General features: G+C 41.5%; 10 protein-coding genes. 7 read left to right on the forward strand and 3 right to left on the reverse strand.

All coding sequences use genetic code 11. The features are described from left to right. The first annotated feature begins 637 nt into the window (after positions 1 to 637). From MWU84_RS23055 to MWU84_RS23065, 3 genes are all read left to right on the forward strand, one after another. The gene (locus tag MWU84_RS23055) at positions 638 to 2,878 is read left to right on the forward strand and encodes a hypothetical protein (protein WP_246906318.1); all 2,241 of its coding nucleotides are present in this window, start codon (positions 638 to 640) and stop codon (positions 2,876 to 2,878) included. A gap of 72 nt (positions 2,879 to 2,950) precedes the next feature. Beyond that, entirely contained in the window at positions 2,951 to 4,324 is a 1,374-nt protein-coding gene (locus tag MWU84_RS23060; RefSeq protein ID WP_246906320.1) for a DUF3748 domain-containing protein, read from the forward strand. A 10-nt stretch (positions 4,325 to 4,334) separates the two neighbouring features. Next, entirely contained in the window at positions 4,335 to 6,464 is a 2,130-nt protein-coding gene (locus MWU84_RS23065; protein ID WP_246906322.1) for a two-component regulator propeller domain-containing protein, read from the forward strand. A 144-nt stretch (positions 6,465 to 6,608) separates the two neighbouring features. On the opposite strand, the gene MWU84_RS23070 is transcribed toward MWU84_RS23065, so the two are convergent. Continuing rightward, the gene (locus MWU84_RS23070) at positions 6,609 to 7,070 is read right to left on the reverse strand and encodes a nuclear transport factor 2 family protein (RefSeq protein ID WP_246906324.1); all 462 of its coding nucleotides are present in this window, start codon (positions 7,068 to 7,070) and stop codon (positions 6,609 to 6,611) included. A 123-nt stretch (positions 7,071 to 7,193) separates the two neighbouring features. On the opposite strand from MWU84_RS23070, the gene panB reads away from it, so the two are divergent. Together panB and MWU84_RS23080 are read left to right on the forward strand one after the other, a co-directional pair. Continuing rightward, complete coding sequence (panB, locus tag MWU84_RS23075; protein ID WP_246906326.1) at positions 7,194 to 8,012, forward strand: 3-methyl-2-oxobutanoate hydroxymethyltransferase; 819 nt, start codon at positions 7,194 to 7,196, stop codon at positions 8,010 to 8,012. A gap of 85 nt (positions 8,013 to 8,097) precedes the next feature. Then, on the forward strand, positions 8,098 to 8,796 hold the full coding sequence (locus MWU84_RS23080) for an RNA pseudouridine synthase (RefSeq protein ID WP_246906328.1): 699 nt from the start codon (positions 8,098 to 8,100) through the stop codon (positions 8,794 to 8,796). A 12-nt stretch (positions 8,797 to 8,808) separates the two neighbouring features. Here MWU84_RS23080 and MWU84_RS23085 read toward each other — a convergent pair whose 3' ends face one another. Both MWU84_RS23085 and MWU84_RS23090 read right to left on the reverse strand, forming a co-directional pair. Beyond that, positions 8,809 to 9,669, reverse strand: coding sequence for an EamA family transporter (locus MWU84_RS23085; protein ID WP_246906330.1), 861 nt, complete (start codon positions 9,667 to 9,669; stop codon positions 8,809 to 8,811). A 9-nt stretch (positions 9,670 to 9,678) separates the two neighbouring features. Then, complete coding sequence (locus MWU84_RS23090; protein ID WP_246906332.1) at positions 9,679 to 11,223, reverse strand: hypothetical protein; 1,545 nt, start codon at positions 11,221 to 11,223, stop codon at positions 9,679 to 9,681. Between the two features lie 147 nt (positions 11,224 to 11,370). On the opposite strand from MWU84_RS23090, the gene MWU84_RS23095 reads away from it, so the two are divergent. Together MWU84_RS23095 and leuB are read left to right on the forward strand one after the other, a co-directional pair. Continuing rightward, a complete protein-coding gene (locus MWU84_RS23095; RefSeq protein ID WP_246906334.1) occupies positions 11,371 to 12,543 on the forward strand; it encodes a 2-isopropylmalate synthase in 1,173 nt (390 codons plus the stop codon). A gap of 1 nt (position 12,544) precedes the next feature. After that, positions 12,545 to 13,663: a 3-isopropylmalate dehydrogenase gene (gene leuB, locus MWU84_RS23100; RefSeq protein ID WP_246906336.1), complete on the forward strand. Its 1,119-nt coding sequence runs from the start codon at positions 12,545 to 12,547 to the stop codon at positions 13,661 to 13,663. Positions 13,664 to 14,146 lie beyond the last annotated feature (483 nt).

The following is a 14,146-nucleotide window of genomic DNA, read 5'->3' on the forward strand; positions in this document are numbered from 1 at the left end:
GGCTAGGGGTGGGTTTTTGCGGGAGGTTAGCCTGCCTGCCGTAGGCAGGGGGTGTGTTTCTCCCCAAAGGCCCGGGCTTTCAATCCCTTCCGTCTCCCTCGCTTATCAGCGATGAATCCACCTTCCCTTAACCAAGGGAAGGAGCTTTTTTATCGTCATTGCGAGCTAGTCCACCGCCAGGCGGGCGCAGCGCGGCAATCTGCTTGTTCCCTTGCAGAGATTGCCTCGTCGCCCAGCAATGACGAATCCCTTTAAACTCCAACCCATTTTCAAATTTTCAAATTAACCCATTACCACATTGAAACATTGAAACATTGGTACATTTCCAAATTACCCACTCTTGGCTCTTAAAATCTATTTACTTCCCGGATACCTACATCATTAATAAACAAGTTCTCACCAATTTCCATGCTCAGCCTCTACCAAAATTTCAATTATTCTAACATTTTATTTCAAAATTCAAAAAGAAATGAAGAATAAAGTCAAAATATGATGTAAATCATGTAAAATATAGGAAGTCCAAGCCATACAAATAAGGTTTATTTGTACAAGGCTGTAGGACCTTATTTAATATGTACCATATCAATAATTTCATTACAGACCATTAAAATTATTGCAACCAATTATATGTAATGAAATGAGAAAAAGTTTTCGAAATTTATTGTGGATCACAATCTTGGCGACCATATCCTGTTCAGAGGCTCCAAAAGGGGAAACAGCTACAACATCCCAACCTGTTTATATGGATGTGCCCTACCTACAGGATTATAGCATTAAATATAACAAACAAGGGGATGACCAAGTGTTAGCAGAGGCTTTTATGGACCGCAATGAGGTGGTGCAGGTTTCCTCTTCGGACGGAATTTTACGTACCCACGATGGGCAATTCCTGTATCCCGGTGTTCTTTTACGGGATAAAACCTACCGTCCCCTCACCGATAAAAATATTTCGGCAATTACCACTTATCAAGATCAATTCGTGTATTTGGATGACAAGGCAGTCCTTAGCAACGCCTGGGCCGGAAGCCTGTACCTAAAACACAACCTGCCCAAAGCGAATTCCTTTGCAGCGGGAAGCGATTTCGATTTCCTGATCAGCGATGGCGAAGGGCTTCAATATGTGTCAAAAAATAACAGTGGTTGGCAGGGAACCTTGTCCCAGGATAAGGCCATTGGCATCAAATTCGACCAAAAAACCAATACCTTTTGGATCTTGGGAGAAAAATCCGTCACCTCATTCAATCCAAAAGATCAAACTCTAAATACAGTGTTCCAGGGCGGTATTTTTACCTCTCTTGCCCTCTTGGAAAACAAAGTGATACTTGCCACCCTGGATGGATATTTCGAAGTAGATGCCGCTACGGGAAAACAAATTGGGGATAAGAAAACCAAATTGCCCTGGACAGAAATCACCTATGTGACCGTTATTGATGACCACCTATGGTTTGGTTCTACCAAAGGCGCATTTATGCTGAAGGATGATGGCAAATTTAATTACTACTATGGAAAACGTTGGTTGCCAAGCAACAACGTAAAACATATTTCCAAAGGTACGGATGGTTCCATCCTAATATTGACCGATAACGGCCTTGGAAAAATTGTCTATGAGGAAATGACCCTCTTCGACAAGGCCCAATATTATGAAAAGCAGGTGCGCAATAGACATATACGTTTGGGATTTAATGCTACCTTAGTGGATATGGACAACGGTAATTTTGATACCGGCCGTCTTTCCGACTCGGATAATGACGGACTATGGACTACCATGTACCTGGCAGGACAAGTTTTCCGATACGAGGTAACCAAATCCGAAGATGCCCTTCAGAACTGTAGGGAAGCTATGGATGCCATGGAAAGATTGTTCAGTATTAATCCTGTTCCAGGATTTCCTTCCAGATCCTTTGAACGTAGTGGGTATAAGGAACAATTACATGATCCTGACAGATGGCAACATACCGATGATCCTGAATGGGATTGGAAATCCACTACCAGTAGCGATGAGGCCATTGGTCACATTTTTGCCTATGGCGCCATGGTCGAGCTTATGGACAACGATCTGAAAGACCGTGCCATTGTGCTCATTGATACCCTTATGAGCCATATAGTAAGGAACGATATGTATATGGTGGATTTTGATGGAAAACCCACTACCTGGGGCCGATGGAATCCGGAGTATGTAAATGCCCGTCCAAAAATGGTAGGAGATCGTAAAATAAACGCTTCCAATATTATTGGCATGTTGCAAACGGCCTATCATTTTACAGGAAAGGAAAAATACAAGGAAAAAGCTTTCGACCTGATGGACAACCACGGGTATTTGGACAATCTTATGTGGCCCATGAAAGATGTTGCCATGGCTCCGGACGATGCCGATGATTGGAGCAAAATGCTATCCGAATCCTGGAACCATTCCGATGACGAAATGTACTTTGTAGGCTATTGGGGCCTATATAAATATGCCTTTAACGATACGCTAAAAACCAAATTTAAGGAAGCCATTATAGACCATTGGGAAATTGAACGCCCAGAAAAAGAAGGCGCCTGGAATATTATGACCGCCCTTACCGGGACCCAGGAGTTCGACTTGGAGGAGGCTGCTTGGTACCTTAGGGAACATCCTATGGATATGGTTGCATGGGAAGTCATTAACAGCCATAGAAAAGATATTACATTTATAGAACCTAATTTTAGGGAACAGACAACAGCAGAGGTATTACCTCCCGATGAGCGCCGTGTACAAAGACATAACGCAAACATGTTTACATTGGATGGTGGCCGAAATGGTACAGAGGAATTCTCTGCAGGGGATATCTGGCTACTCCCCTATTGGATGGGCAGGTATTTAGGGGTTATCAGTGCTCCTCAACAACAACAATAATACCAACCATTGAATATTAAACATTAACCACCCAAGTAAAAAGTACAAGGCATGGACACCAAAAAAAAGCTCATGAATTTAAATTTAGACAGTAAACCAATGCTAATACTGTTCATGACACCCCTACTTTTTAGCGCTTGTGGACAAGACAATTATAAAATGGAAAAGCAAATAACCCAAGATCTGTCGTATAACCATGACTTGGACAACAATGACAATTTTTCCCCAGATGACGAATGGTTGGTTTATGACACTCGAACAGAGAACGGTGGTATTGGGGCAAATGGCAAAATTGAAAAGATAAATCTCAAAACAGGTGAAAAGGTAGTTTTATACGAACTTAAACAAAACAGGGCCTACGGTCCTGGAGTGGGGGCGGTAAGTTATAGCCATACCAACAATGAGGTGGTATTTATTCACGGTCTATTAAATTGCACCCCGGATAAGCCCTACGAGCAATGGAGAAGAACCGGAGTAATTATAAAGGATGATCATCCGGGAGAACCTATTTTTATGGATGCCAGGGATATCTCATTTCCTTTTACCGTAGGAGCTTTACGGGGAGGAACCCACAGACATGAATTTAGCGGTGACGGCCAATGGATAGGCTACACCTATAACGATGCCATTATGAAAAAGCTCGAAGATTCCACCGGCATTGCCCATAACCTTAGAACTATAGGGGTTTCCAAAAAAAATCATCCAGTATCCGTTACAGAATCCAAGGACGGGGAAAATATTTCCGGGGAATGGTTCAGTGCCCTGGTGGTAAAAGTTGTACCTGACCCTACGCCTGGTACCGATGAAATAAGTAGGGCGGCCGGTGACAGCTGGGTTGGAAACTCGGGCTATCTAAAATCCGATGGCGCCACTCAAAGGGCTAGGGCCTTTATCGGCACTACTACTAATGACAAAGGAGAACAAGTGGATGAGGTTTATATCGTGGATATACCAGAAGATATTACCATCCCGGGAGACACTGCCCTTGAAGGCACTGAAACCACCATGCCCGCCCCACCTAAAGGAAGTAGTCAACGGAGATTAACCTACACTGCCAATAGCAAATATCCTGGTTGCGAAGGTATAGTCCGTTCCTCTTTTGGAGGAAGTATGCTTGCCTATATTGCCAAAGATGACCATAACGTTAAACAGATATTCACCATCTCCCCTTGGGGAGGCGAGGCTATACAGCGTACATTTCATGACTCGGACGTACAAGGCAGTGTTCGCTGGCATCCTAAAAAACACCAGCTGGTCTATGTATGGCAGAATTCCTTGGTAGGCCTTAAAATTGAAGATGGCAAAAGTACCATCTTGACCAAACCTTCCCAAAATCCACCTAAAAATCTAGTGTGGTCCCACGATGGTCTTAAAATAGCCTACAACCGAATGGTCAACAATCAAGGGAATAACCCTACCATGCAAATATTTGTTATTGAACCTTAACCAGACCAACATGAAGAGAATTCTATTTTCAATAACCATTATCTTTCATATCTCATTTGTCCTCAATGCCCAGGAGATCACATTTTATCAGGACGTTGCAGATATCCTTGGCTCTCAAGTAGGGCTGCCTCAGGGCAGCATAGATCAAATAGCAATAATTGATAATACCCCAATAGCAACTACCTCCTCGGGGCAGTATGAATGGAAGGATTCCAAATGGATCTCCAGCAACAAGGGTGACACAGTTACTTCCCAACCTAATTTTAAGGGTCTGCCCGTTCAGGCCGGAAGGGTTCTTAGCTGGACAAAGTATGGAAACACCACCTATTTGGGATGCGAAAATGGACTTTATGTACAAAAAGGAAAAAACAAATGGCAGCGGGAGCTTCCCTCGGACATAAATTATAGTTGGGCCCTAAAAGAGGTCGCAGCCCTAACAGTAGATACCCACGACCGTTTGTGGTTTGGTGCCAAACAAGGCATAGGCCGCTTGGAGAAGGGGGAATGGACGCTGTTTACAGGTAAAGAAGGGGTGCCCTACACTAATTTCAACTGTGCAGCGCCCGGCCCAAAAGGTCAAGTATGGTTTGGTACTGAATATGGAGCTTTCAGAGTGCAAGAAAATGCATTTTTCTACAGGGCAAACCGCAGATGGTTACCGGATAACCATGTAAATGATATTGCCGTTGATGCTGAAGGAACGGCCTGGATCGCTACAAAAAAAGGCCTTTCACAAATTACTTCACAGGAAATGACCTATGCCAAAAAAGCAGCCTATTTTACTAAGCAGGTTGAGGAAAGGCACAATAGGATGGGTTTTATTTGTCAAAACCATCTAACGGAACAGTTCAATAAAAATACCAGTCAAACTGCCATCTCTGATAACGATGGGCAGTATACCGCTATGTATGGAGCCGCCCAGGCTTTCCGTTATGCCATTACCAAGGATCCCGAGGCCAGGGAATTGGCCAATAGAAGTTTCTATGCCCTAAAATGGCTGGTAGACATTACCCATGAACCTGGATTTCCGGCAAGGGTGATCATTCCTGTGGATTGGCATGAACCCGTTAACGAACAGTACAGTAGGGAATACAATACTAGACATCAGAAAAACGACCCTTTCTGGAAAGATATTTTTCCGCGTTTTCCCCTAAGCGATGACGGAAATTATAGATGGAAATGCGATACCAGCTCGGACGAATTGGCCGGACACTATATTTATTACGGCATTTACCACGATTTGATAGCGGAGACCAAGGAAGAAAAGGATGCCGTTAAACAAGTGGTCGCCGATGTAACGGACCACCTTATAAAACATGGTTTCAAATTGGTAGACTATGATGGGAAACCAACGCGTTGGGGGAGTTTTGATCCCGATTATTTTAATTCCATATGGGGCTGGGACCAACGTGGACTCAATGCTATGATGATGCTTTCCTTTTTAAATGTCGCCTCCCATGTAACCGGAGATCCCAAATATGATGAGGTGGCCGAAATGTTGCGCGAAAAGGAAAATTATGATATCTATGCCATGCATGCCAAAGAATTTTTCCCTCCTGAAAATGCAGTGCCATGGGATAATAATCTAGGTCTAATGAGTCTATATGGCCTCATCAATTACGAGCAGGATCCTGAAAGACAAATTATGTACCGTATTGCCCTGGAAAATGCCTGGTTGCATATCAGTAAGCAAAAAAATGCCTTTTGGGACGGACTCTACGGTGCCATGGCCGGTTTCTTTACCCAGAAAGTGGACGAAGGCTTTTTTAAGACAGAAGAACTGTTCAAGGAAAATCCATTATTTGCCAAAGCTTCCATAGATAGGTACTACAAGAGTAGTTTGGATAACCAGTACATGACAGAGACCTTACAAAGAATACCTTTGGACCTCATAGGGTATGATATGGACAATACCCACCGCCTAGATATCTTATTGGACCCCACACCTGGGCAAGCCACAGGTATGGGTTGGGGCAATGACACCTATGCGCTGCCAATAGACGAGCGGGGCCACGTAAGATTGGATAGGGACGCCTTTGTTCTCCATGATAACGAAGGTAATGGCTATGCCGAGCACGAAGGTACCTTTTACCTCCTACCCTATTATTTGGCCTCCTACCATAAGCTCATAGTACCATAGATAGAAATACTGGGTATATCATCACCGTTGAACCTTGTAGTATAAGTCAAATGAAAAAGTTTTATAATAAAGTGTTGCCGCGGGTCCTCATGGATCATAATTATGGCTCACCTCAAAATGGGTTGCCAAATCTTATATTCCCAATTAATCGCAGCCCTCTTTTCTCCTGGTATCTATCAAATAAATAATCTTCCATACTCCTTGGTCGTTAAAAAGTTGAAACGAATTTACACCACAATGACTAAAGCTGCCGTTGACCCAAAATTCATAGGAAGTCCATGCATTGGCCATAGCTCCATCAATTTGAATGGAATAAGACAGTAATTTTTCTTCAAATTTGGTGGTGGAAGGAATAGATACTATGGATTTTAAAAAATGACTGAAATTATCAGTTTTCACTACTTCCCTCCCATCCCCGTTTTTTCCGATGGTCTGTATTACAATATCCTTGGAAACGGTTTCCTTTAAGGCTGTGGAATCCTGTTTATGAAAAGCTTCAAAAAAAGAATCAATGGTATTTTTGACCATCTTCTCTCCATTATCCTGGGCATTAACAATACCCATTGCAATCCAAAAAACCGAAAAGAAAATCCTAGTTTTAATCATATTATATGGTCTTGTCTGTTAAATATAAATATATCTAAAAATAAAAAATTGGGAACTAACCATTACAAGATTCATAATTTTTATAACAAATCATTACTTTTATCCCACCAAAATAATATCCAGATGTCCATTACCAAAAAAGAATACAAAAGGGTTACCGTAAAATCTCTCGTTGATATGAAAAAAAACGGAGAGAAAATATCCATGTTAACAGCTTATGATTATTCTATGGCGAAAATTGTCGACGCTGCCAATGTAGATGTCATATTGGTGGGCGATTCTGCCAGTAATGTTATGGCCGGACATGAAACCACCTTGCCCATTACCTTGGACCAAATGATATATCATGCCTCTTCTGTAATACGTGCGGTTAACCGTGCGCTAGTAGTTGTAGATATCCCTTTTGGGAGTTATCAGAGTGATCCCAAGGAGGCCTTGCGCTCTGCCATCAGGATCATGAAGGAAAGTGGGGCCCATGCCGTGAAGGTTGAAGGTGGGCAGGAAATAAAAGAATCTGTAAAAAGAATTCTTAATGCTGGCATACCCGTAATGGGACATTTGGGCCTAACCCCCCAGTCCATTTATAAATTTGGCACCTATACAGTACGAGCAAAGGAGGAAGAAGAAGCACATAAACTCATTGAAGATGCCAAACTTTTGGAGAAAATGGGTTGTTTTGCCATAGTTCTTGAAAAAATTCCCGCCAAATTGGCCAAGGAGGTCGCGGAAAGTGTCTCCATTCCCATCATTGGCATTGGCGCTGGAAATGGAGTGGATGGACAGGTGTTGGTAATACACGACCTATTGGGTATAACACAGGAATTTAATCCAAGGTTTTTGCGTAGGTACCTCAACCTATACGAGGAAATGGGCAAGGCTATTTCCCAATACGTGGACGATGTAAAAACAAAGGACTTCCCGAGCGACGAGGAGCAATACTAAACAGCGAAGTAGCATTATTCCCTTGTAACGCGAGCCATTTTTATTACGCGATTGGCATATAACCCAGAAAAACAATTGAACCCAAGTGTCCATTAAAATAATTTCTACCCCAGAAAATCTGCAGGTTTTATACGAGGATAATCACCTTATTGCCATCAATAAAAGGGCGGGTGACATAGTGCAGGGCGATAAAACCGGGGATACTCCCCTGAGCGAGGTGGTAAAACAATATCTAAAAACCAAACACAACAAACCGGGCAACGTTTATTTGGGGGTAGCACATCGCTTGGACAGACCTACGACAGGCATTGTGGTCTTTGCCAAGACCTCCAAAGCCCTACCTAGGCTAAACAAATTGTTTGCTGAAAAAGATGCCAAGAAAACCTATTGGGCCGTGGTGAACAAAATGCCCGATAAAGCAGCGGATACATTGACCCATTGGCTGAAACGAAATCCAAAACAGAATAAATCATACGGCCATATTAAGGAAGTTCCAGATAGTAAAAAAGCCATTTTGGATTATAAGGTCATTAAGAACCTGGACCGCTATTTTTTATTGGAAATCGATTTAAAAACTGGTCGGCACCATCAAATTAGGGCGCAATTGGCGGCTATTGGCTGTGTTATAAAAGGGGATTTAAAATACGGGGCGGACAGAAGCAATAAAGACGGAAGCATACATCTGCATGCAAGAAGTCTGTCCTTTATACATCCCGTTAAAAAAGAATTGTTACAACTTATAGCGCCACCACCCGCGGATAGCATTTGGAATGCCTGTTTGTAATTTTCATGTCCGTCATTTATAGGACCGTACACTCTCTATAACCACTGAACTTAAAATTAGTATTCCTCCCATTACCGTGGTCCAACTAGGAATTTCCGAAAGAAAAACCATCCCTATCAAAATACCATATACCGGTTGCACACTACTTAGGATACTCACCGTTGTAATACTAAAGTGCTTAAAGCAATTAAGGAATAGGGTATGCCCAATAGCGGTAGTGAACAGGGCCAAGGTTAACAGTGCCGGCCATTGGTCGCCAATGGCATCCACATTATAAATAAAAAATACCGGAGCCAATACAAACCCTACTATGCCCGTTTGGTAGGTCATCATTAAAGAGCCATTGTAATGGGCTGCCCTGGACTTTAAAATAATATTCCTTAAGGCATAGACCAGTGCCGAAAAAACACCCAGACCCACGGCGATAATATGTGAATTGCCGGTATCAAAATCTGGCGCCAACAAATAAATCCCCCCTAGTACCAAAAGCCCCAATACAAAATGAATTCTTTGGAACGGTGTTTTTAAGATCAGTGGTTCCAATAAAGCGGTAATAATGGGATAAGTAAACATGGACAACATACCTATGGCCACATTGGAAAGCTGAAGCGCATAAAAATAGGTCAGCCAGTGAATGCCCATAAAAATACCGCTCAAAAAAATGATAGGGTGATCCTTTTTGGCAATGCGGAAAGATATTTTCTTCCACTTACAATAGAGTAACAAAAATATAAACGCCAAACCCGCCCTGCTAGCTATAGTAACGGGTACAGGCAATTGGACATATCTACCCAGTGCTCCGGAAGTACTAATAAATAACATGGCCAGATTAATCTCCAGCAAATGGTTTATGTGAAGGCTTTTTCTTTTCAAGAATAAATTTTATCGGGTAATGGACATGGCCTTCTCTTTAATAATTTGTGCCACGGGTTTATTTTGTAGGTGACTTTCCAACCAAGAAATAATATCCAAATATAAGAAAGCACGTTTTTCATATGGATGGTTTTCGTATTTTTTTAATTCGTCGTAGAGCTTTTGGAACTCATTGGGCAACTCGTGCGGGAAAATATCTCCCAAACGTCTTAAAAATTTGATCATTTCCTTCTGTACGGCATGTAGATCGTTCATTTTTAGCAAGAACTTATACGTACTTTTCAACTGTACTTCCAAGTGATAGTCCATCCCTGCCTCGTAATGGGCAATAAGGCTCAATACACGGGCAAAGCACATTAAATCTTCCCGCATCTTGAGGTTCTTGTTATTGATGATCCTCTTTAAATATTGAATACAGTTTTTGTTGTCCCCGACCCCAAAATAAAGACAGGCTATTTTATAGTACAATACCATCACGTGATGCTGGTCTATCCTATCCTTATGTTTATTAATTCCGTATTCTACTATTTTGACCAAATAAAGGCCCCTTTCAAAATTACCCTCCAAGAAATGAAGGTTGAGTTTGTTTAAATTGATATACAAAAATGCCAAGGACGCTATATTGTCATTGTCCGGAAATTCCTTACTCCCCACAATTTTCTCCAATTTCTCTAAGGTTTCCTTGAATTGGGAGCTATATTTTACATAGAATAGGGACTCCAACAAATAATGGTTTCCCTTTAAAAAGAATACAGGATTGAGATAGATCATTTCCTTATTTTCATAAAAAAGATCCACCCACTTACTGGAATATTTATAACAGGACAAAAAATCCTGCGTCAGAAAACTGTACCAAAGATGCGCCTTGTACAACCATAGTTTTTCCCTAAAACCAAGATCTTCAATATTATACTTGGGGAGGTGTTTCTGAAAATATTTCTGAACTCTTTTTATATCGTCATCGCTTCTTACATAGCCTATCTTTAGCATCTGCCCATATAACTGGAGCGCTAGGTTGGATAATTTACTGGTAATTACATTTTGTGCCGAAAGTTGTTTGGCCTGTACGGCCAGTTCATCTGCCCTGTCCGGAATGCTACGGGTAATATATTGGGTCTCGATCACCTTCTCAAATTCCACTATTTCGTAGGCAACGTTCTTCTCTTCATTTTCAATGGCGGTAGCCTTTGCCTTATCCAATATTTTAAGACTCTGCTTATATAGTCCCTTTTGATACAGAATGGTAGCAAAATCCAATTGCTCCCGGATCTGCACCCTTATATTCTGATTTACGGGGTTTAACCTAAGACTCACCAAGATCTGTTTGTACAGGTGGGCCTTAAGATTGGACAACTGGGCCTTTTTGACAATTCCATTTTCCAGAATTAATTTCTCATCATATACCTTAATTTTATCCATTAAATTAAAAAGGGCAAGAAATTTAGCATCGGTATTCACTCCCAATCGCCCCACGTACAATTTAAATTGTCGTTTCTCTGACTTGGAAAGTGATTTGACCAAAACGAATAATGCATCTTTATGCGCATTTGTCATCGTAATAATAAAGGTTTATATAATTGATAATCAGTGATTTAAATACTTCAAAAAGTTATTTAACGTTGTAAATGCCATTTTGCGATTAGGACTAGAAAACCTACTAGTACTATATTCGTATAGCGCACATAAAATTACGTAAATATAATGAGCAAAGAAAAGGTACATATTTTTGACACAACACTTAGAGATGGAGAGCAAGTCCCCGGATGTAAATTGGATACGGACCAAAAATTAATTATTGCTGAGAGATTGGATCTTTTAGGGGTAGATGTTATAGAAGCCGGTTTTCCAATTTCCAGCCCAGGAGATTTTAATTCTGTGCAGGAGATTTCAAAAATTGTAAAAAATGCAACGGTTTGTGGACTTACACGTGCTGTTAAGAAAGATATTGAAGTCGCTGCGGAAGCTTTAAAATACGCTACAAAACCAAGGATACATACAGGTATCGGAACTTCGGAATCGCATATCAAATTCAAGTTCAACTCCAACAAGGATGCCATTATAGAACGGGCAATAGAGGCGGTAAGTTACGCCAAAACCTTTGTTGAGGATGTAGAATTCTATGCCGAGGATGCAGGAAGAACGGATAACGAATTTTTGGCAAGGGTCTGTGAAGCCGTAGTTAAGGCAGGAGCCACCGTATTGAATATCCCTGATACCACTGGTTACTGTTTGCCAGAGGAATACGGGGCCAAAATAAGATATTTAAAGGAAAACGTAACCGGTATTCACAAGGCTATTTTATCCTGTCATTGTCATAATGACCTAGGATTGGCCACCGCAAACTCCATAGCTGGGGTAATCAACGGTGCCAGACAGATAGAATGTACCATTAACGGTATTGGTGAACGGGCCGGAAATACTGCTCTAGAGGAAGTGGTGATGATCTTAAGGCAGCATCCTACCCTAAATTTGGATACCAACATCAACAGTAAATTGTTGTACGACACCAGTCAGATGGTATCCCAAAAAATGGGAGTATATGTTCAACCCAACAAAGCCATAGTGGGTGCCAATGCATTTGCACATAGTTCGGGTATCCATCAGGACGGAGTAATAAAAAATAGGGAGACCTATGAAATAATAGATCCAGCGGATGTTGGGGTAAACGAGTCCTCCATTGTACTTACCGCTAGAAGTGGTAGGGCAGCGTTGGCCTATAGGGCTAAAAATGTAGGATACGAACTTACCAAGACCCAACTGGATGCAGTTTACCAGGAGTTTTTGAAATTCGCGGATAAGCAGAAAGAAATTTTCGACGAGGATATACATGATATCATCGTTGCCAGCGGCATTAAAATAAAAAGCATAGCTTAAAATGAATCTAAAGATTGCTCTTTTAGGGGGAGATGGCATTGGTCCAGAGGTCTTGGCCCAGTCTGTAAAATGTTTACAGGCGGTTGAAGAGACCTTCAACCATCATTTCACTTATACTGAAGGGTTGATCGGAGCTGTAGCAATGGACAAATACGGCTCTCCCCTACCAAAAGAGACCATTGATATCTGCAAGGCGTCAGATGCTATTCTTTTTGGCACCATTGGCACCCTAAAGTATGATGACAATCCCAATGCAAGAGTGCGCCCCGAACAGGGATTACTTCAATTACGCAGGGAATTACAACTCTTTACCAATATTCGCCCAGTTAAGATTTTTCCAACCCTGGTAAATAAATCACCTCTAAAAAAACACGTTATTTTTGGAACGGATTTCGTTATCTATCGTGAGCTTACCGGTGGAATCTATTTCGGTGAAAAAAAACTAAGTGAGGACGGAACAGTTGCTTCAGACCTATGTGAATACTCCGAAAAGGAGATCAGCAGAATTGCCCATTTGGCCTTTAAAGCCGCCAAGAACAGACGTAAAAAGTTGACATTGGTGGACAAGGCCAATGTATTGGAGACCTCTAGGCTATGGCGAAAAGTGGTCATCAGAATATCGGAGAGCTATCCAGAAGTACAATTGGATTTTTTGTTTGTGGACAATGCTGCCATGAAAATGATGTTGGATCCGAACGACTTTGATGTTATCCTGACCGATAATATGTTCGGCGACATTTTGTCCGACCAAGGCAGTGCCATTTGCGGATCCAAGGGACTCCTGCCTTCGGCCTCGATTGGTACTGAACACGCCATGTTTGAGCCTTTTCACGGTTCCTACCCCCAGGCAGAGGGAAAAAATATTGCCAATCCCGTAGCCTCCATATTATCCACTGCCATGATGCTGAGCCATTTTGGACTTCACGAGGAATCTCTTGCCGTGGTAATAGCAGTAGACAAGTCCATGAAAAAACATGTGGTTACCAAGGATTTGAACGCTTCAAGCAAATATGGCACCAGTCAGGTAGGTGATTTTATTGCCGGGAACATTATAGATTCTGATGAAAACCTCAATTACAATTACGAAAATATTGGTTTGGGAAAATCTACCATCATTTAATTACTACAAAGTCAAGTCCGCGAACTTTTTTAATACCTTTTTTAACCTGAGTTTAGTTCAAAATTAAATTCAACTAACTTAATATCAATTATCTAAATTTAACCGCTCTGTCTCCTAGGTGTAGTTGAGAGGTTTTTGACTATTATATTTTTAAATTGAGGTCTCGACTGCTCGACCGGACAATATTACATATTAATCCCAAAACTTTGTGTTTTGTTCATTTTTTGCATCGCTCAAAAAACCATTGTAATTTATCGAGTACCGTTCAACAACGCCCTTAAAGTCCTTTGTTTGGTCAGTCTTCTTCCGTGGTGGAGATGTCATGGCCGTATAGAATTATTGAAGCCTTGGAAATAATTTAGGCCATGGCATCGGTCCTTAAAATCCAGAGATTTTAGGGACCACATAGTGAAGAAGGGTCTTTTCTTTTGTTTCGTTTTATTCATTGCCTGTTTATTTTGGAATAAGGTATTCATGAACCTC

Origin of the sequence: Arenibacter sp. F20364, assembly GCF_023015905.1 — a bacterium.
Taxonomy (GTDB): domain Bacteria; phylum Bacteroidota; class Bacteroidia; order Flavobacteriales; family Flavobacteriaceae; genus Arenibacter.

Excerpts from the sequence above, each read along its gene's own strand:
- MWU84_RS23070 (WP_246906324.1), bottom strand. The coding sequence starts at position 7,070 with ATGATTAAAACTAGGATTTTCTTTTCGGTTTTTTGGATTGCAATGGGT.
- MWU84_RS23095 (WP_246906334.1), top strand. The coding sequence starts at position 11,371 with ATGAGCAAAGAAAAGGTACATATTTTTGACACAACACTTAGAGATGGA.
- MWU84_RS23060 (WP_246906320.1), top strand. The coding sequence starts at position 2,951 with ATGAATTTAAATTTAGACAGTAAACCAATGCTAATACTGTTCATGACA.
- panB (WP_246906326.1), top strand. The coding sequence starts at position 7,194 with ATGTCCATTACCAAAAAAGAATACAAAAGGGTTACCGTAAAATCTCTC.
- MWU84_RS23090 (WP_246906332.1), bottom strand. The coding sequence starts at position 11,223 with ATGACAAATGCGCATAAAGATGCATTATTCGTTTTGGTCAAATCACTT.
- leuB (WP_246906336.1), top strand. The coding sequence starts at position 12,545 with ATGAATCTAAAGATTGCTCTTTTAGGGGGAGATGGCATTGGTCCAGAG.
- MWU84_RS23055 (WP_246906318.1), top strand. The coding sequence starts at position 638 with ATGAGAAAAAGTTTTCGAAATTTATTGTGGATCACAATCTTGGCGACC.
- MWU84_RS23065 (WP_246906322.1), top strand. The coding sequence starts at position 4,335 with ATGAAGAGAATTCTATTTTCAATAACCATTATCTTTCATATCTCATTT.